Source organism: Streptomyces sp. GMY02, assembly GCF_019056675.1.
GTDB classification, from domain to species: domain Bacteria; phylum Actinomycetota; class Actinomycetes; order Streptomycetales; family Streptomycetaceae; genus Streptomyces; species Streptomyces odonnellii.
In genome coordinates this window covers 6,430,225-6,449,028 of the sequence record NZ_CP077658.1, presented here as the reverse complement: position 1 = coordinate 6,449,028, position 18,804 = coordinate 6,430,225, and the positions used below count along the sequence as shown (strand labels likewise).

The window sequence follows — 18,804 nt, the reverse complement described above, 5'->3', positions numbered from 1 at the left end:
CGCGCCTCAGGCGAGAACCCTCTCATGCAGCGCGGTGACCGTCTTGCGGGCGGAGGTGAAGGCGCCGTGCTGCCAGGCATCGGCGTACGAGAGGTGGTCACCGGCGAAGTACACGCGCCCCGTCGGCTTGTTGAGCGGATCAAAGACCGGTGCGTCCGGCCCGCCGGACAGGGAGTGCCAGGCGGCCTCCAGATACGGGGTCTGCCGCCAGTGGTGGGAGAAGGAGGACACCAGTTCGGTACGGTACTTCTCGCCGTGGATCTTCACGCCCTGCGCCACCGCCCGCGCCTCGCGCTCGCGCGGTGAAAGCTGGGCGTACGCGTCGGCCGACGCGCCGGTGTTGTAGTAGCCGACGATGACACCGCGCCGGCCGTGGTGTCCGTACGACGGGTACCACACATGGGCCAGATCGAGATCGGTCTCGGTGATACCGCCGTAGATCCGGTGGTCGCTCTCCCACCAGCGGCTGCGGTATTCGAGACCGATCTTGCCGGCCGACGAGGGGCGGCAGGCCTCCAGCGCCGTCTGGACGGCCGGGCCGAGGTTGTGGGCGGTCTTCGCGAGGATGTTGGGGGGCAGGGCCGCGACGCAGTAATCGGCGTCGATGGTGCGGACGCGGCCGTTCTGGCGGTAGGTGACGGTCACGCCGTGCGCCTTGTCGGTGATCTTCTCGACGGCCGCGCCGGTCTTGATGCGGTGCCCGCCTATCTCCCGGGTCAGCGCCGCCGGTATCCGGTCCATGCCGCCGACCGGCTGGAACATCAGCATGGCCTGGTCGTAGCCGAATTCGAAGGAGAAGTAGCGGCCGACCCCGCTGGCGAACACCTCGGACGCGGAGGGTACCGGGCCGAGTTCGACACCGGGGGTGCCGGCCGCCGCCGGATCGACGCTGTAGCCACGGCGTTCGCTGCCGGTGTAGGCGAGCTTGCTGCCGATGTCGCCGAAGCCCCGGAGGAATTCGAGCAGCCGCTCCTGGTCATCCGCGGTGAGTTCCGCGTCCAGTGCGCCCTTGCCGGTGGCCTTGGCGAGCAGTTCGGAGACATAGCCGTACACATCGGCCTTGGCGGTGCGGTAGCGCACCGGGGCGGTCATCCCGGCCTTCTCGTTGTAGATGTAGGCGCTGGAGTTGGTATTGGTGAACACCTCGACGGGAACGCCCAGTTCACGGCAGTAGTCCAGGGTGACCATCCACTGGGCGATCCGGGCCGGCCCCGCGTTCAGATACTGGCCGTCCGCGAACCGCGCGGTCTGGCGGTTGCCGTACAGATCCAGGTTCGAATCCCCGCCGCGTACGGTGAAGTTGCGCCCGCCCGTACGGTCCCGGGCCTCCAGGACCGTACAGTCGTACCCTGCTTTGCCCAGTTCGTACGCGGTGGCCAGGCCGGCTATGCCGCCGCCGACGATGACGACTCTGGCCGCGCCCCGGCCCGTGAGTGTGAAGTCCCCGGGACGGGGAGCGCGGTAGACGGGTTCGCGGCTCGCGGCCTCGGCGGTGGGGGCGAGGCCCAGGGCCCCCATGGTGGCGAGCATCGCTCCCGCTCCCCCGGAGATGCCCACCTGACGCAGAAAGCCGCGGCGGCTGGTGCCCGTGATGGTGTTCGGCGCATGACTCATGTCCCGCTACCCCTTCCGGTCTTCAGATGTGCCGGGATCCTGGCAACCGCTTGTTACGGCCCATCAGATGGGTGTGTGTCCCACGCGTTGCCCTCCGCTCACCGCCTCCCCGCACACGGGCATTGGTCTGGACCTTGACATGCTCAGATCGCATCCTTACGGTCACAGGACAGCGAGAGTTCAGAAACACAGCCAGCATTCACACATGAGAACGACGAAAACCCCCACATCTACGGGAAGGCACCCCCATGCGCACCCGAACACTCCTCCCGGCCCTTCTGACCGGGCTGCTCGCCACCGGCGGACTGGCTCTGCTCACCCCGCCGGCCGGCGCCGCCGGAGCCGCGGCGGTCATCCAGGTGACCACGGCCGCGGAGCTGAAGGCGGCGCTCACCGCGGCACGCCCCGGCGACACGATCCAGCTCGCCAACGGCACGTACAAGGGCAACTTCAAGGCCACGACGCCCGGCACCTCGGGGTCGCGCATCACGCTCACCGGTTCGTCGGCCGCGGTCCTGACCACCACCACGGGTGGCGGATACGCGCTCCACCTCAACGGCGCCGCGTACTGGACCGTCAAGGGCATCACCCTCACCGACGCCCAGAAGGGCATCGTCGCGGACGCGGCCAACGGGGTCGTCATCGACTCGGTGACCGTGCACAACCTGGACATGGAGGGCGTGCACTTCCGCCAGTCCAGCAGCGACGGCATCCTCAGGAACTCGCGGATCTACGACACCGGCAACGACGGCCGGGGCATGGGCGAGGGCGTGTATGTCGGCACCGCCAACACCCTCTCCGACCGCAGCGACAACGCGCAGATCCTCAACAACATCATCGGTCCCGATGTCGGCGGCGAGAATGTCGACATCAAGGAGGGCACCACCGGCGCACGCGTCATCGGCAACACCTTCGACGGCGGCGGTCTGACCGGCGCCAACTACGACGACTCATGGGTCGACGTGAAGGGCAACAACGTCCTTGTCGAGGGCAACACCGGCAAGAACACCACCAACAACGGCTACGAGACCCACACTCAGCAGAGCGGCTGGGGCTGCGGCACGGTCTTCCGTTCCAACAAGTCGGATCTCGGCGGTTCGACGGGCGCCAACCAGCTCGCGATCAATGTCACCAACAGCAGTTCGAGCTGCCGTACCACGGTCTACAGCAGCAACACCGTGACGGGCGGCAAGGGCCTGACGAATATCGCCGTCACCCCCTGATCCGTCACCATCCCTGAGCCGCACCCCCCGCGGTCCGCGCTGCGAAGCGCAAGGCGGGGCGCCAGGCATACGGAAGGCCCGCATGCGGAAGGCCCGCTCCCCTTGCCCATTGGGGAGCGGGCCTTCCGTTCGTTCAGATACAGCTACCTACCGACTGCGAGAGCCCGAGCGTCAGCTCTGGCCGCCCGCCAGCTTCTCGCGCAGAGCCGCCAGGGCCTCGTCCGACGCCAGCGCACCGGAGTTGTCCGCCGACTCCGAGGAGTACGAACCACCCGAGGCGGCCGGGGCGGTGCCCCCGCCGGCCGGAGCAGCAGCGCCCTCGGCGGCAGCGGCCTCGTCGGCCTCGCGGGACTTGATGACCTGGGCTTGGTGCTGCTCGAAGCGCTGCTGCGCCTCGGCGTACTGGCCCTCCCACGCCTCGCGCTGGCTCTCGAAGCCTTCGAGCCAGTCGTTGGTCTCGGGGTCGAAGCCCTCGGGGTAGATGTAGTTGCCCTGGTCGTCGTACGACGCGGCCATGCCGTAGAGCGTCGGGTCGAACTCGACCGAGGCCGGGTCGCTGCCGAAGGACTCGTTGGCCTGCTTCAGCGAGAGGCTGATGCGGCGGCGCTCCAGGTCGATGTCGATGACCTTGACGAAGATCTCGTCGTTGACCTGGACGACCTGCTCGGGGATCTCCACGTGGCGCTCGGCCAGCTCGGAGATGTGCACCAGACCCTCGATGCCCTCGTCGACACGGACGAACGCGCCGAACGGAACGAGCTTGGTGACCTTGCCGGGGACGACCTGGCCGATCTGGTGGGTCCGGGCGAACTGCTGCCACGGGTCTTCCTGCGTCGCCTTGAGCGAGAGGGAGACACGCTCGCGGTCCATGTCCACGTCGAGCACCTCGACGGTGACTTCCTGACCGACCTCGACGACCTCGGAGGGGTGGTCGATGTGCTTCCAGGACAGCTCGGAGACGTGCACGAGACCGTCGACCCCGCCGAGGTCCACGAACGCACCGAAGTTGACGATCGAGGAGACGACGCCGGAGCGGACCTGGCCCTTCTGGAGGGTCGTGAGGAAGGTCTGACGGACCTCGCTCTGGGTCTGCTCCAGCCAGGCACGGCGGGACAGGACCACATTGTTGCGGTTCTTGTCCAGCTCGATGATCTTGGCCTCGAGCTCCTTGCCCACGTAGGGCTGGAGGTCGCGGACGCGGCGCATCTCGACGAGGGAGGCCGGCAGGAAGCCACGGAGGCCGATGTCGAGGATGAGACCACCCTTGACCACCTCGATGACCGTACCGGTGACGATGCCGTCCTCTTCCTTGATCTTCTCGATCGTGCCCCAGGCGCGCTCGTACTGCGCGCGCTTCTTGGACAGGATGAGACGGCCTTCCTTGTCCTCCTTCTGGAGAACCAGGGCCTCGATCTCATCGCCCACGGCGACGACCTCGTTGGGGTCGACGTCGTGCTTGATGGAAAGCTCGCGGGAGGGGATGACGCCTTCGGTCTTGTAACCGATGTCGAGCAGGACCTCGTCCCGGTCGACCTTCACGATGACGCCGTCGACGATGTCGCCGTCGTTGAAGTACTTGATCGTCTCGTCGATCGCGGCGAGGAAGGCTTCCTCGTTACCGATGTCGTTGACCGCAACCTGCGGGGTGGTGGCGGTGGTCTCGGTGCTGCTCGTCATGTGGGAAAGGGCTCCGGTACGGACATTGAGTCGTAGGTACTGCCACGCCGGGAACCCGTATCGCCTCTGCACAAGCCGGACAGCCAAGGAAGCGCCGCCCCGGTGCAGGGAAAGCGCCTCGACAACCGAGGAGACTTTCATACAGATGCGAGCGCGGCTGCTACGTCTGAGGCGCGCAGGCCCGCAGCGCAACCTTTAGCATACGGGGGCAGCCGGGCACGGTCAATGCGCGAAGGCGCACACCCGGGGCGGAACCTCACATACCCGGCACAACCCGCGTTTGATGAGGCCAGCGCGCCCGGCCGGGCCGCCCCTCACCACTACTGCCAGCACACTACGACGACGGACACGATGATCCAAGAGCACGAGCGAGAAGCGCCCCGGGAACCCGAGCACGGGGAGTCGGAGGCTCCGCGATACGAGCCCCTGGAACCCGGCTCCCAGGAGCCCGAGGCGACCCGCCGCGAGAGCGGTTCCGCCGAGAGCAGCCGGGCCAACCGCGGCTGGTGGGACAGGAACGCCGACGAGTACCAGAACGAGCACGGCAGCTTCCTCGGCGACGACCGGTTCGTCTGGGGCCCCGAGGGTCTCGACGAGGTGGAGGCCGAGCTGCTGGGCCCGCCGGAGTCGCTGAAGGACCTGGACGTCCTGGAGATCGGGGCGGGTGCGGCGCAGTGCTCGCGCTGGCTGGCGGGGCAGGGCGCGCGGCCGGTGGCGCTCGATCTGTCGCACCGCCAGCTCCAGCACGCGCTGCGGATAGGCGAGGGCCGCTCCCTGACGTTTCCGCTGGTGGAGGCGGACGCCGGGGCGCTGCCCTTCCGTGACGGCTCCTTCGACCTGGCCTGCTCGGCCTATGGCGCGGTGCCCTTCGTCGCGGATCCGGTGACGGTGTTCCGGGAGGTACGGCGGGTCCTGCGGCCGGGCGGACGGTGGGTCTTCTCCGTGACGCATCCGATCCGCTGGGCGTTTCCCGACGAGCCGGGGCCCGAGGGCCTTTCGGTGTCGGCCTCGTACTTCGACCGGACGCCCTATGTCGAGCAGGACGAGCGGGGGCGCGCGGTCTATGTCGAGCACCACCGGACGCTCGGTGACCGGGTACGGGACGTGGTGGCGGGCGGGTTCCGGCTGGTCGACCTGGTGGAGCCGGAGTGGCCGGACTGGAACACGCAGGACTGGGGCGGCTGGTCCCCGCTGCGGGGGAGCCTGATCCCGGGGACGGCGATCTTCGTCTGCGAACGGGACTGAAGGCGGAGCTGAAGGCACGGGTTCGAGTGCGGGGACGGGTACGGCGGAGGTAGGGATACGGCGCCGGGCGCGCCTCCGGTGCGTCGCCGGGAGCCGTTCGTATGACCGGGTGTCGTGCTCGTACGACACTGAGCGGGTGATCCGCGACGACATCCTGGCCGGCCTGCCCGTCCGTACCGCCGTTCCCGCGCTGGAGCGGGCGCTTGAATCGCACGGCTGCGCGGTGCTCTGCGCGCCACCGGGGACCGGCAAGACGACTCTTGTGCCGCTGGTGCTGGCCGGGCTGGTCGGCACCGGCCGTCCCGTACGGCGGGTGGTCGTCGCCGAGCCCCGGCGGATCGCGGCCCGCGCGGCGGCCCGGCGGATGGCCTGGCTGCTCGGGGAGCGGGTCGGGGAGCGCGTGGGCTTCACCGTGCGGGGGGAGCGTGCGGTGGGGCGCGCGACGGTGGTGGAGGTGGTGACCACCGGGGTGCTGCTCCAGCGGCTGCAGCGGGACCAGGAGCTGGCCGGGGTCGACGTGGTGATCCTCGACGAGTGCCATGAGCGGCATCTCGACGCGGACACGGCGGCGGCGTTCCTGCTCGACGTACGGGCCGCGCTCCGGCCCGAACTGCGGCTGGTGGCGGCCTCGGCGACCACCGACGCGGAGGGGTGGGCGCGGCTGCTGGGGGACGCGCCGGTGGTCGAGGCGCGGGGCGTGTCGTATCCGGTGGAGGTGGTGTGGGCGCCGCCGGGCGCGCCGGTACGGCCGCCGCACGGGATGCGGGTCGATCCGGCGCTGCTGGCGCATGTGGCGTCGGTGGTACGGCGGGCGCTGGCCGAGCGGGCGGGCGATGTGCTCTGTTTCCTGCCGGGGGTGGCGGAGATCGGCCGGGTGGCGGGGCAGTTGACGGACACCGGTGCCGAGGTGCTCCAGGTGCACGGGCGGGCTCCGGCGGCGGTGCAGGACGCGGTCCTGGCCGGTTCCCGGGACTCCGCGGACTCCGCGGTCCGGCGGCGGGTCGTGCTGGCCACGGCGGTGGCCGAGTCCAGCCTGACCGTTCCGGGGGTACGGATCGTCGTGGACGCGGGGCTGGCGCGGGAGCCCCGTACCGACCACGCGCGCGGGCTGAGCGCGCTGACGACCGTACGGGTGTCCCAGGCGGGCGCCGGGCAGCGGGCCGGGCGGGCGGGGCGCGAGGCCCCGGGGACGGTCTACCGCTGCTGGAGCGAGGCCGAGGACAGCCGGCTCGTCCGCTTCCCGTCCCCCGAGATCAAGGTCGCGGATCTGACGGCCTTCGCGCTCCAGGCGGCCTGCTGGGGCGACCCCACGGCGGAGGGCCTGGCGCTGCTGGACCCGCCCCCGGCGGGCGCGCTGGCCGCCGGGCGCTCCGTACTGACCGCGATCGGCGCGGTCGACGGTTCCGGCCGCGCGACGGACCGCGGCACCCGGATGGCCCGCCTGGGCCTCCACCCCCGGCTCTCCCGCGCCCTCCTGGACGGCGCGGCCGAAGTGGGCGCACGCCGGGCGGCCGAGGTGGTGGCCCTGCTGAGCGAGGAACCGCCGAGGGAGTACGGGGACGACCTGGCGGCGGCCTGGCGCACGGCCCGCAGGGGCGGAGACGGCTACGCGACGCGCTGGCGCCAGGAGGTACGACGTCTGACGACGGCGGTGGGGGGCGAGGTCCCGGGGGACCCGACGCCGGAGCCGACGTCCGGTCACGGCCGCGAGCCCGAGCCCGCGCCCGCGTCCGGAGCCCGGCGCGGGGCCGTGTCCGATGACGGGGTCGCCGGGCTTGTGGTCGCTCTTGCGTTTCCTGAGCGGGTCGCGCGGGCGCGTGGTGGGGCCGCGTTTCTGATGGTTTCCGGGACCGGGGCCGAGGTGGCCGAAGGGTCCGGGCTGCGTGGGGCCGGGTGGCTGGCGGTGGCCGTGGCCGACCGGCCCGCGCACTCCGCCTCCGCACGGGTGCGGCTCGCCGCCGTCATCGACGAGGACACCGCCCGGGCCGCCGCCGGGCGGCTGCGGATGGCGGGCGAGGAGGTGCGCTGGGAGGACGGCGACGTGGTGGCCCGGCGTGTCGAACGGCTCGGGGCCGTGGACCTCTCCGTACAGCCGCTGAAGCGGCCCGCTCCCGGGCTGCTGCGGACCGCTCTGCTGGACGGTTTGGAGCGGGAGGGGCTCGGGCTGCTGCGGTGGACCCGGGACGCGCGGGCGCTGCGCGACCGGCTGGCGTTTCTGCACCGCGAGGCGGGCGCGCCGTGGCCGGAGGTCTCGGACGCCGCGCTGCTGTCCCGTACCGGGGAGTGGCTGGAGCCGGAGCTGTCGCGTGCCGTCCGCCGCGCCGATCTGGAGCGGATCGACGCGGGGCAGGCGCTGCGGCGGCTGCTGCCCTGGGCATCCGGCGACGCGGCACGGCTGGACGAACTGGCGCCGGAGCGGATCGAGGTGCCCAGCGGCTCGCGGGTACGGGTCGAGTACGGCGGGCCGCAGCCCGTACTGGCCGTGAAGCTCCAGGAGTTGTTCGGGCTGAGCGAGACCCCGAGGGTCGCGGGCGTCCCGGTCCTGGTCCATCTGCTGTCTCCCGCGGGGCGGCCCGCCGCGGTGACGGCGGATCTGGCGTCCTTCTGGCGGGACGGCTATCGCGCGGTACGGGCCGAACTCCGCGGCCGCTACCCCCGCCACCCCTGGCCCGAGGACCCCTCGGCGGCGGTGGCGACGCGCCGTACGAACAACCGGCGCTGAAACGACGGCGTTGAGCGGAACCGGACCGCCCTCCGTCCGGACGGACGGAGGGCGGCGGGCGGCAGGCGGAACCGGGCGCGGAGCCCGCGCCGGGGTCAGACGGCGGGAGCGACGACGTTCAGTTCGATGGTGAGCGTCGCGCCGCCCTCGGCCTGGAGGCGGAGCAGGAACGTGCCCGCGGTGTCGTCCGCGTAGAGCGCCGGGAGCTGGAGGACGCCGTTGGCGTCCGTGGTGAGGCCGGTGAGGCTGTGGAGCGGATTGCCCGCCGCGTCCTTGAAGTGGGCGCCCACGGGCGTGACACCGTCCGCCGAGGTGATCTCGGCGGTCACCGCGACACCTCCGACGGCCACTCCCCCGGACGTCGCCTTGACCTCGACCGTGCCGAACTCCGCGCCGGGCGCGGCCGTCAGCGCCCCGTCGGTGGTCCTGGCGAGCGCGTCCACCTGGCGGGCCGTGACGCTGGCGGTGTACTCGACGGCGTCGACACCCGTGACCGCGACCGAGGCCCGGACCGTGAACTCACCGGTCTGCTCGCCCGCCTGGAGGGCCGGCGCGGTGGCCGTACCGTCCGCGCCGGTCTCGACGGTCACGCCGGACGCGCCTCCGGAGAAGCTCGCGTCGGTGCTGCCGACGATCTCGAAGCGTACGGGTACGCCGGCGACGGGCTTGCCCGACGCGTCCTCCGCCCTTACCCCGGGGCGCTGGTCGAACGCACCGCCGGCCACGGCGCTCAGCGCGCTGGAGGCCGTCTTCTCGATCCGGGCGACAACAGGATCGGGGGCGGGCGTGCTGGGGTCGCCGGTGCCCGGCGCGGGCGGCTTCGGGGTGCCGACCACGGGGGGCTTCGAGGGGCTGGTGCCCGGCTTCGTCGGCTTGGCGCCGGGCTTGCCGGGAGCGGACGGGCCGGGGCTGGGGCTCGGCGACATGCCGGGGCCGGGGTTGCCGGGGCCGGGGCCGACGGGCAGCACTCCGGTGCCGTCCGGCACCGCGTGCGTCCCGTTCTTGTAGTACTCGAACCAGGACAGGACCGTGTTCAGGTACTCCTGCGAGTGGTTGTAGCCGAGGATCGCCTGGTGCAGATCGGCCTCGACCGAGAGATCACGGTTCCCGGCGCACAGATACTGTCCGGCGGCCAGCGCCGCGTCGTAGATGTTGTTCGGGTCCTTGCGTCCGTCGTTGTTGGCGTCCTGGCCCCAGGTGGCCCAGGTCGACGGGATGAACTGCATGGGGCCGACCGCGCGGTCGTGGGTCGTGTCCCCGTCGTACGCGCCGCCGTCCGTGTCGGTGATGTTGGCGAAGCCGACACCGTTGAGGACCGGGCCGAGGATCGGCGACAGCGTCGTACCGAAGGCGTCGACGCGCCCGCCGCGCGCCTGTCCGGACTCGACCTTGCCTATGGCGGCGAGGAGTTGCCACGGCAGGTTGCAGCCGGGCCTGCTCTCCTTGAGGGCCTGCTCGGCCTGCCGGTACGCGGCGAGCACGGTGGCCGGAATACCCGCTTCCGCCGGTCCTGTGATGGCGGGCAGATCGATCGAGGCGCCCGGTGCGTCGGGCGTCGTCAGCGGCGGAAGCTCGGTGTAGTACGGGGAGTTGCCGCTGACCGGGGTGCCGGGCGGCGGGGTCGCGTCGGCCGCCTGGGCGTTGCTTCCGGTGTCGGTGTCCGTGTCGGTGGGGATCGCGCCGGGTGCCTGCGAGGCGGACAGCGCGGCGATCGCCGCCGCGGCCACCGCCGTCGTCGTGGCTCCTCTGCGCAGTCGGCGGCCGAATAGCGCTGCCATGAGTCTGGTCCCTCCCGGTGGACGGCTGTTCGCGCTCCCCGCGCGTGGACTCAGGCGACACTACGTCAACTCCATGCCCCAGCACACCGGGGCGTGACCGGTATTCACCAGTTCGCCACCTCCCGGCCCCTCAAGTGCCTCAGGACCCGGTATGAAGAATCGCCGAGGCCATCCCCTGTTCAGGCAGCCCGCCGTAACACCCCCGCAACAGACGCGGCCCCGGCGCGCCCGGACTCTCCGTCCGGGGCGCCGGGGCCTCCAGCACCGCTCGTACTGCCCGTTACGCGGCTTTCGCCGGTCAGTGCGCGGCCGACTCCCAGTCCGTACCGACGCCGATCGAGACATCCAGCGGCGCGCTCAGCTCGACCGCGCTCGACATCTCGCGCCGCAGCAGCTCCTCGACCTGCTCGCGCTCGCCCGGCGCGATCTCCAGGACGATTTCGTCATGGACCTGGAGCAGCATCCGCGACTCCAGGGCGGCTTCGGTCATCGCGCGGTCGACCTTGAGCATGGCGACCTTGACGATGTCCGCCGCGGTGCCCTGGATGGGGGCGTTGAGCGCCATCCGCTCGGCCATCTCGCGGCGCTGGCGGTTGTCGCTGTTGAGGTCCGGGAGATAGCGGCGGCGGCCGAGCATCGTCTCCGTATAGCCGGTGGCCCTGGCTTCCACGACCGCGCGGTGCAGATAGTCCCGTACGCCGCCGAAGCGCTCGAAGAACGTCTCCATCAGTCCGCGTGCCTCGGCCGCCTCGATGCTGAGCTGCTGGGAGAGGCCGAACGCCGAGAGCCCGTAGGCCAGTCCGTACGACATCGCCTTGATCTTGCGGCGCATCTCGGGGTCGACCGCGGACTTCGCCACGCCGAACACCTGGGAGGCGACGGTGGTGTGCAGGTCCTCGCCGGAGGTGAACGCCTCGATCAGCCCGGCGTCCTCGGAGAGATGGGCCATGACCCGCAGCTCGATCTGGCTGTAGTCGGCCGTCATCAGCGATTCGTATCCCTCGCCGACGACGAAGCCGCGGCGGATCGCCCGGCCCTCGTCCGTGCGGACCGGGATGTTCTGGAGGTTGGGGTCGGTGGAGGAGAGGCGTCCGGTCGCCGCCACCGTCTGGTTGAAGGTGGTGTGGATACGGCCGTCCGCGGCGATCATCTTGACCAGGCCCTCGACGGTGACCCGGAGCCTCGCCTGCTCGCGGTGGCGCAGCATGATCACGGGCAGCTCGTGCTCGGTCTGGGCCGCGAGCCAGGCCAGGGCGTCGGCGTCCGTCGTATAACCGGTCTTGGTCTTCTTGGTCTTCGGCAGGCCCAGTTCGCCGAAGAGGACTTCCTGGAGCTGCTTGGGCGAGCCGAGATTGAACTCGTGGCCGACCGCGGCGTGCGCCTCCTTCACTGCCTGCTGCACCGCGCCCGCGAACTGCTGCTCCATGGCTTCGAGATGGGCCCGGTCGGCGGCGATGCCGTGCCGCTCCATGCGGGCGAGCAGCTCGGAGGTGGGCAGCTCCACCTCGTGCAGCAGGCGGGTGGCGCCGACCTCGCCGAGCCGCTCGGCGAACGCGTCGCCCAGGTCGAGGACGGCACGGGCCTGCGTCATCAGCGCCTCGGCCTCGGCCTGCTCGTCCGTGCCGAACGCGAGCTGTCCGTCGGCGGCGGCCGGCGCCAGCTCACGGCCCAGGTATTCGATCGCGAGGGCGTCCAGCGCGAAGGAACGGCGGCCCGGCTTGACCAGATAGGCGGCGAGCGCGGTGTCCATGGTGACGCCGTCGACCCGCCAGCCGTGCTCGGGGGCGACCCGCATCGCGCCCTTCGCGTTGTGCATGACCTTGGGGCGGTCCGGGGCGGCGAGCCACTCCGCGAAGGCGCGCTCGTCGGCCTCGTCGAGCTGGGACGGGTCGAACCAGGCGGCGGCTCCGCCGGCCGCGGCGAGCGCGACCTCGCCGACGCTGCCCGCGCCCAGCGCCCAGGTGTCGACCGTGACCATGCCGAGCGGCTGCCCGCCGTGCTCGGCCAGCCAGGGCGCCAGCTCGCCGGAGCCCAGCACCGCGCCGTCCAGCTCCACCCCGGCGGCGGGCGCCGGGGCCTCGTCCTCGGCGGCGCCCGGATCCACCGCGAGCAGCCGCTCGCGCAGGCTCGGGTTCCGGATCTCCAGCACGTCCAGCACCCGCTTCACGGCCGCCCGGTCGTACGGCGCGCGCTCCAGCTCCGGTGCGGTCCTGGGCAGCTCGACATCGCGCACCATCTCCGTGAGCCGGCGGTTGAGCCGCACCGACTCCAGATGGTCGCGGAAGTTCTGCCCGGCCTTGCCCTTGATCTCGTCGGCGCGCGCGGCCAGTTCCTCGAACGAGCCGAACTGGTTGATCCACTTCGCGGCGGTCTTCTCACCGACCCCCGGGATACCGGGCAGATTGTCGGACGGATCACCGCGCAGGGCCGCGAAGTCCGGATACTGCGCGGGCGACAGGCCGTACTTCTCCTGGACCTTCTCCGGGGTGAAGCGGGTCAGCTCGGAGACGCCCTTGGTCGGATACAGCACCGTGGTGTGCTCGGTGATGAGCTGGAACGAATCGCGGTCACCGGTGACGATCAGCACCTCGAAGCCCTCGGCCTCGGCCTGGGTGGCGAGCGTCGCGATCACGTCGTCCGCCTCGAAGCCGTCGACCGCGAAGCGGTGCGCGCTCATCGCGTCGAGCAGCTCCCCGATCAGCTCGACCTGTCCCCTGAACTCGTCGGGGGTCGCCGAGCGGTTGGCCTTGTACTCGGGGAACTCCTCGGAGCGCCAGGTCTTGCGCGAGACGTCGAAGGCGACGGCGAAGTGCGTGGGCGACTCGTCGCGCAGGGTGTTCGCCAGCATGGACGCGAAGCCGTAGATGGCATTGGTCGGCTGACCGGTCGCGGTCGTGAAATTCTCCACGGGCAGCGCGAAGAACGCCCGGTACGCCAGGGAGTGCCCGTCCATGAGGAGCAGGCGCGGACGGTTGTCTGGGGTCTTCTTCGATGCTGTCTCGGCCACAGACCCGATCCTGCCACGTCGCACTGACAACGCCGCGCCGGCAAGACAACCCCGGCCCGCAATGAGCCCGATACCGGCCGGACGTAACGTTGCCATAGAGGCGTGGGAGAATTGAATACTGTAGACAGTCGACACTTAGGCACAAGGAGAGCGTGATGGCCAGCAAGCCGCCAGCAGGTGATCCGGCACAGGACTCGCCGCGGGTAACGGCCCCCAAACACGCCGCGGCGGGAATCCCCGCCGTCGTGCATTCGCTCCTCATCTCACACCAGCAGATGGGAGCGCGAAGGACCGCCCAGACGCTCCTCAAGGTCAACCAGAAGAACGGCTTCGACTGCCCGGGCTGCGCCTGGCCCGAGGGCGATCACCGGCACACCGCCGAGTTCTGCGAGAACGGCGCGAAGGCCGTCGCGGAGGAAGCCACGCTGCGCCGGGTCACCCCCGAGTTCTTCGCCGCGCACTCCGTCTCCAGCCTCGCCGGCCGCAGCGGCTACTGGCTGGGGCAGCAGGGCCGGCTCACCCACCCCATGCTCCTGGAGCGGGGCACCGGCGAGGACGGCGAAGACGGTGAGGACGGCGACCACTACAGACCGGTGAGCTGGGAGCAGGCCTTCGCGCTCATCGCCGAGGAGCTGACCGCCCTCGACTCCCCCGACGAGGCCCTCTTCTACACCTCGGGCCGCACCAGCAACGAAGCGGCGTTCCTGCTTCAGCTCCTCGCCCGCGAGTACGGCACGAACAATCTGCCGGACTGCTCCAACATGTGCCACGAGTCGTCCGGCTCCGCGCTGGTGGAGACCATAGGCATCGGCAAGGGCAGTGTCTCCCTGGAGGACCTGCACCAGGCCGACCTGATCATCGTGGCCGGGCAGAACCCGGGCACCAACCACCCCCGGATGCTGTCCGCGCTGGAGAAGGCCAAGGCCGCCGGCGCGAAGATCATCTCCGTCAATCCGCTGCCCGAGGCCGGCCTGGAGCGGTTCAAGAACCCGCAGACCCCCCAGGGCATGGTCAAGGGCGCCGCCCTCACCGACCTCTTCCTCCGCATCAGGATAGGCGGCGACCAGGCCCTCTTCCGGCTCCTCAACAAGCTGATCCTGGGCACGCCCGGCGCGGTCGACGCGGAGTTCGTCGCCGAACACACCCATGGGTACGAGGAGTTCGCGGCCGCCGCCGAAGCCGCCGACTGGGACGAGACCCTGACCGCCACCGGACTGGAACGCTCCGAGATAGAGGAGGCGCTCGCCCTCGTCCTCGCCTCGCGGCGCACCATCGTGTGCTGGGCGATGGGCCTGACCCAGCACAAGCACTCCGTTCCGACCATCCGCGAAGTCGTCAACTTCCTGCTGCTGCGCGGCAACATCGGGCGGCCCGGCGCCGGGGTCTGCCCGGTGCGCGGACACTCCAATGTGCAGGGCGACCGCACCATGGGCATCTTCGAACGGCCCGACCCGGCCTTCCTGGACGCCCTGGACAAGGAGTTCGGCATCACCTCGCCGCGCCACCACGGCTATGACGTCGTACGGTCCATCGAGGCGCTGCGCGACGGCAAGGCCAAGGTGTTCTTCGCCATGGGCGGGAACTTCGTCGCCGCGTCTCCTGACACCGATGTCACCGAGGCGGCGATGCGCCGCGCCCGGCTCACGGTGCATGTCTCGACCAAGCTCAACCGCTCGCACGTGGTGACCGGCACACGGGCGCTGATCCTGCCCACCCTGGGCCGTACCGACAAGGACTTCCAGGCGGGCGTCCGGCAGATCGTGACCGTGGAGGACTCCATGGGCATGGTGCACGCCTCCCGGGGCAATCTGGCGCCGGCCAGCCCCTATCTCCTCTCCGAGCCGGCCATCGTCACCCGGCTCGCACGTGCCACGCTCGGCCCGGCCTCCATGACCCCGTGGGAGGACTTCGAGAAGGACTACGCGAACATCCGGGACCGGATCGCCCGGGTGATCCCCGGCTTCGAGGACTTCAACGAGCGCGTGGCCCGGCCCGGCGGCTTCGCGCTGCCGCACGCCCCGCGCGACGAGCGGCGCTTCCCCACGGCGACCGGGAAGGCCAACTTCACCGCGGCGCCGGTCGAGTACCCGAAGCTCCCCGAGGGCAGGCTGCTGCTCCAGACCCTGCGCTCGCACGACCAGTACAACACCACGATCTACGGGCTCGACGACCGCTACCGGGGCATCAAGGGCGGCCGGCGGATCGTCCTGGTCAACCCGGCGGACGCGGCCGAACTGAAGCTCCCCGACGGCTCGTACACCGATCTGGTCAGTGAATGGAAGGACGGGGTGGAGCGGCGCGCCCCCGGCTTCCGGGTCGTCCACTACCCCACCGCCCGGGGCTGTGCGGCCGCCTACTACCCGGAGACGAACGTCCTGGTGCCCCTCGGGGCCACGGCCGACACGAGCAACACCCCGACGAGCAAGTCCGTCATCGTGCGCTTCGAACGCACGGACGGAGAGGCGGCCTGAGAGACGGCTGCCTCGCCGCGCCCGGCCGGGTCCCGCACACCCGGCCCCGCGCCCGCACGCCGGTCCGGCCCGCCCGGACGTGCGATCCCCGTCTAAGCGTTCGCTCAGTCATCTGATAAGCAGGATGGTGCACCGCACAGAAGTGCGGTGCACCGCCGAACGACCGCAGACGATCCGATCGGAGCCCGGGCCCATGGGTGAGCACTCCACCACGACGTTCCCGCAGGACATCATCGACGAGTACTCCGCGCTCGGAGTCGATCTGCCCGCGCTCTTCTCAGCCGGGCACCTCGGAAACCGCATGGGCGTGGAGATCGTCGAGGCGTCCCCCGAGCGCGTCGTCGGCACCATGCCCGTCGAGGGCAACACCCAGCCGTACGGGCTGCTGCACGGCGGCGCCTCGGCCGTCCTCGCCGAGACCCTCGGCTCGGTCGGCGCGATGCTGCACGGCCGCAGCTCCAAGATCGCCGTGGGGGTGGACCTCAACTGCACCCACCACCGCGGGGTCCGCAGCGGCATCGTCACCGGGGTCGCGACCCCCGTGCACCGGGGGCGCACCACCACGACGTACGAGATCGTCATCACCGACGAGCAGGACAAGCGGGTCTGCACGGCCCGTCTGACCTGCCTGCTGCGCGACGTGGCCCCGGCAGCCGGCACCGAAGGCTGAGCACGCCGCCCCCGAGCCGTACGGAGGGGGCCAACGGCCGTCGGCGGACGCGGTGTTGCCCGTACGCCCCACCGCCGCCGGCCCCGCCCCGTACCGCGCCCGACGCACCCCGAAGCGGGCACCGCGGACCGCCGGACGGACGCCCGGAGCGGGCATCCGGGCACCGCGGGCGCCCGAGACGGGCACCGGGCAGCCGCCCGCCCGCCGCGAACACCCCGCTTCGTCACCTTCCGTAGCGGCTCTGGCCTACGCTCCATTGTGGGTCCGGGCATTGACGGCTAGCGTCATGACATGACCGGCATAGGCCCCGTCGAAGCGGGAGCGGACACCCTCCTCCGGCCCCCGCTCGCACCGGCGCCACCGGTCCCGGCCGCCCGCCGACGTACCACCGCCGCGCTCGCCGCCCTCGCCGTCACCGCGCTCTGCGTCCCCGGCCTCACCGAGCCCCGGCCGCCCGCCGAGGCCCCACCGCCCTGGCCCACGCAGGTAATCGACTTCCGCTACGGCGGAGCCACCCCCGCGCCGCACGGCGACGGCGCCCTCAGCTTCGCCGTCCTGCTCTCCGGCGAGGAGGACGAACCCGTGACCGTCGAGGACATCACCCAGCCCTCGGTCGCCCTGTCGCTGACGGCGGAACCCGAGCCGCCGTTCACCGTACGGACCTCATCCGCACAGAAGACGATCATTACGGTGCATGTCCGCGATTGCGGAAAAGTCCAGCGGAATGCCGGACTCCCTTTCCTCGATGTAACACTGCGTAATAAGCGCGCAATACAACAGCAGAGTTTCATACTCGGCTCCGGCTACCCGGACGACCTCACGGCCGCCCTCCAACGGGCCTGCCCCCACAACTCGCCCTAGCCGAACGGGATCCGCGCCGTCCTGCTGGTTCTCACTATCCGGACTGCCGAACAGTATTAAACCGCCCTTTCCGCCCCATGCATCCAATCTTCGAACTACTCGCGTCATAACAAGAGAGTCACAGCATTGCTCGGACCTCTGCACCAGTCCCACCAGCGCGCTTAGAGTCACGGCCAGTCACCGCGCCACCGGATTCCCTTCAGTTCGGTTCCAGCGCTCGACCCGGCGTTCCAGCAGGGACCGCCGCGCCAGGGGAAAGGACTGATCGTGCGTCACCGTTCTTTGTTGATCATCACTACCGCGGTTACCGCAGGGGCCCTCACTCTGTCGGCCTGCGGTTCCCGCGACGACAGCTCCGGAGGCAGTGACGGCGGCGGCACGACCACCGTCACCATCGGCCTCGACGCACCGCTCACCGGCGACCTCTCCGCCCTCGGCCAGGGCATCAAGAACTCGGTGGACCTGGCGATCAAGACCGCCAACAAGAACAAGGAAGTCCCGGGCGTCACCTTCAAGCTGGAGGCCCTCGACGACGTCGCGCAGGCCGCCACCGGCCAGCAGAACGCCACCAAGCTCGTCGGCGACACCTCCGTCATCGGCGTCGTCGGCCCCCTCAACTCCGATGTCGGCCAGTCGATGCAGAAGGTCTTCGACGACGCCAACGTCGTCCTCGTCTCGCCCGCCAACACCAACCCCGAGCTGACCCAGGGCAAGGACTGGCAGAGCGGCAAGAAGGTCCGCAGCTTCAAGACGTACTTCCGCACCGCCACGACGGACGCCATCCAGGGCCCGTACGCCGCGCAGTACATGTACAACGAGAAGAAGCTCAAGAAGGTCTACGTCATCGACGACAAGAAGACCTACGGAGCCGGACTCGCCGCGACCTTCAGCGACGAGTTCACCAAGCTCGGCGGGCAGGTCGTCGGCACCGACCACATCAACCCCGACGACAAGGACTTCTCCGCCGTCGCCAGCAAGGTCGCCCAGGCCAAGCCCGACTTCGTCTACTACGGCGGCGAGTACCCGGCCGGCGCCCCGCTGTCCAGCCAGATCAAGAACGCCGGCGCCAAGGTCCCGACCATCGGCGGCGACGCGCTCTTCAGCGCCGAGTACATCAAGCTCGCCAAGCAGAACTCCGAAGGCGACCTGGCCAGCTCGGTCGGCGCGCCCCTGGAGACCCTCGACACCGCCAAGAAGTTCATAGCGGACTACGAGGCGGCCGGCTACAAGGACGCCTACGAGGCGTACGGCGGCTACTCCTACGACTCCGCCTGGGCGATCATCCAGGCCGTCAAGGCCGTCGTCGAGAAGAACGACGGCAAGCTCCCCGAGAACGACGACGCCCGCAAGCAGATCACCGAGGCCATGCAGACCGTCTCCTTCGACGGAGTCTCCGGGAAGGTCGGCTTCGACGAGTTCGGCGACACCACCAACAAGCAGCTCTCCCTCTACGAGGTCAAGGGCGGCAAGCACGTCCCGGTCAAGAGCGGCGTGTTCGGAGGCTGACCCGGGCGCGAGGGTCTGAAGGACAGGCCC

At 70.6% G+C, this 18,804-nt stretch carries 11 protein-coding genes; 7 read left to right on the top strand and 4 right to left on the bottom strand.

What is annotated here, in order from left to right; all coding sequences use genetic code 11:
* Nucleotides 1-6: 6 nt before the first annotated feature.
* The gene (locus tag KQY30_RS27485; protein WP_217311356.1) at nucleotides 7-1,530 is read right to left on the bottom strand and encodes a flavin monoamine oxidase family protein; all 1,524 of its coding nucleotides are present in this window, start codon (nucleotides 1,528-1,530) and stop codon (nucleotides 7-9) included.
* 332 nt (nucleotides 1,531-1,862) lie between these two features.
* Here KQY30_RS27485 and KQY30_RS27480 point away from each other — a divergent pair, with 332 nt between their 5' ends.
* The gene (locus KQY30_RS27480) at nucleotides 1,863-2,837 is read left to right on the top strand and encodes a right-handed parallel beta-helix repeat-containing protein (RefSeq protein WP_217309150.1); all 975 of its coding nucleotides are present in this window, start codon (nucleotides 1,863-1,865) and stop codon (nucleotides 2,835-2,837) included.
* Between the two features lie 171 nt (nucleotides 2,838-3,008).
* On the opposite strand, the gene rpsA is transcribed toward KQY30_RS27480, so the two are convergent.
* Nucleotides 3,009-4,514, bottom strand: coding sequence for a 30S ribosomal protein S1 (gene rpsA / locus KQY30_RS27475; RefSeq protein ID WP_046504555.1), 1,506 nt, complete (start codon nucleotides 4,512-4,514; stop codon nucleotides 3,009-3,011).
* Between the two features lie 351 nt (nucleotides 4,515-4,865).
* Here rpsA and KQY30_RS27470 point away from each other — a divergent pair, with 351 nt between their 5' ends.
* Both KQY30_RS27470 and hrpB read left to right on the top strand, forming a co-directional pair.
* A complete protein-coding gene (locus KQY30_RS27470; protein WP_254407346.1) occupies nucleotides 4,866-5,759 on the top strand; it encodes a class I SAM-dependent methyltransferase in 894 nt (297 codons plus the stop codon).
* A 136-nt stretch (nucleotides 5,760-5,895) separates the two neighbouring features.
* Complete coding sequence (hrpB, locus tag KQY30_RS27465; protein WP_217309149.1) at nucleotides 5,896-8,481, top strand: ATP-dependent helicase HrpB; 2,586 nt, start codon at nucleotides 5,896-5,898, stop codon at nucleotides 8,479-8,481.
* 95 nt (nucleotides 8,482-8,576) lie between these two features.
* Here the strand turns inward: hrpB and KQY30_RS27460 are convergent, their stop codons facing one another.
* Together KQY30_RS27460 and polA are read right to left on the bottom strand one after the other, a co-directional pair.
* Complete coding sequence (locus KQY30_RS27460) at nucleotides 8,577-10,259, bottom strand: lytic murein transglycosylase (RefSeq protein WP_217309148.1); 1,683 nt, start codon at nucleotides 10,257-10,259, stop codon at nucleotides 8,577-8,579.
* Between the two features lie 298 nt (nucleotides 10,260-10,557).
* The gene (polA, locus tag KQY30_RS27455) at nucleotides 10,558-13,266 is read right to left on the bottom strand and encodes a DNA polymerase I (RefSeq protein WP_217309147.1); all 2,709 of its coding nucleotides are present in this window, start codon (nucleotides 13,264-13,266) and stop codon (nucleotides 10,558-10,560) included.
* Between the two features lie 155 nt (nucleotides 13,267-13,421).
* Here polA and KQY30_RS27450 point away from each other — a divergent pair, with 155 nt between their 5' ends.
* From KQY30_RS27450 to KQY30_RS27435, 4 genes are all read left to right on the top strand, one after another.
* Nucleotides 13,422-15,737 carry an FdhF/YdeP family oxidoreductase gene (locus tag KQY30_RS27450; protein ID WP_217309146.1) on the top strand — a complete coding sequence of 772 codons (2,316 nt, stop codon included), beginning with the start codon at nucleotides 13,422-13,424 and terminating at the stop codon, nucleotides 15,735-15,737.
* A 193-nt stretch (nucleotides 15,738-15,930) separates the two neighbouring features.
* The gene (locus KQY30_RS27445) at nucleotides 15,931-16,407 is read left to right on the top strand and encodes a PaaI family thioesterase (RefSeq protein WP_217309145.1); all 477 of its coding nucleotides are present in this window, start codon (nucleotides 15,931-15,933) and stop codon (nucleotides 16,405-16,407) included.
* A gap of 291 nt (nucleotides 16,408-16,698) precedes the next feature.
* Nucleotides 16,699-17,268, top strand: coding sequence for a Tat pathway signal sequence domain protein (locus tag KQY30_RS27440; RefSeq protein WP_217309144.1), 570 nt, complete (start codon nucleotides 16,699-16,701; stop codon nucleotides 17,266-17,268).
* Nucleotides 17,269-17,535: 267 nt separating this feature from the next.
* Nucleotides 17,536-18,774 carry a branched-chain amino acid ABC transporter substrate-binding protein gene (locus KQY30_RS27435; protein ID WP_217309143.1) on the top strand — a complete coding sequence of 413 codons (1,239 nt, stop codon included), beginning with the start codon at nucleotides 17,536-17,538 and terminating at the stop codon, nucleotides 18,772-18,774.
* Nucleotides 18,775-18,804: the final 30 nt, after the last annotated feature.

Bases quoted from the DNA above. Each gene is read 5' to 3' on its own strand.
- KQY30_RS27485 (WP_217311356.1), bottom strand. From the start codon at position 1,530: ATGCTCGCCACCATGGGGGCCCTGGGCCTCGCCCCCACCGCCGAGGCC.
- KQY30_RS27480 (WP_217309150.1), top strand. From the start codon at position 1,863: ATGCGCACCCGAACACTCCTCCCGGCCCTTCTGACCGGGCTGCTCGCC.
- rpsA (WP_046504555.1), bottom strand. From the start codon at position 4,514: ATGACGAGCAGCACCGAGACCACCGCCACCACCCCGCAGGTTGCGGTC.
- KQY30_RS27470 (WP_254407346.1), top strand. From the start codon at position 4,866: ATGATCCAAGAGCACGAGCGAGAAGCGCCCCGGGAACCCGAGCACGGG.
- KQY30_RS27460 (WP_217309148.1), bottom strand. From the start codon at position 10,259: ATGGCAGCGCTATTCGGCCGCCGACTGCGCAGAGGAGCCACGACGACG.
- KQY30_RS27450 (WP_217309146.1), top strand. From the start codon at position 13,422: ATGGCCAGCAAGCCGCCAGCAGGTGATCCGGCACAGGACTCGCCGCGG.
- KQY30_RS27445 (WP_217309145.1), top strand. From the start codon at position 15,931: ATGGGTGAGCACTCCACCACGACGTTCCCGCAGGACATCATCGACGAG.
- KQY30_RS27440 (WP_217309144.1), top strand. From the start codon at position 16,699: ATGACCGGCATAGGCCCCGTCGAAGCGGGAGCGGACACCCTCCTCCGG.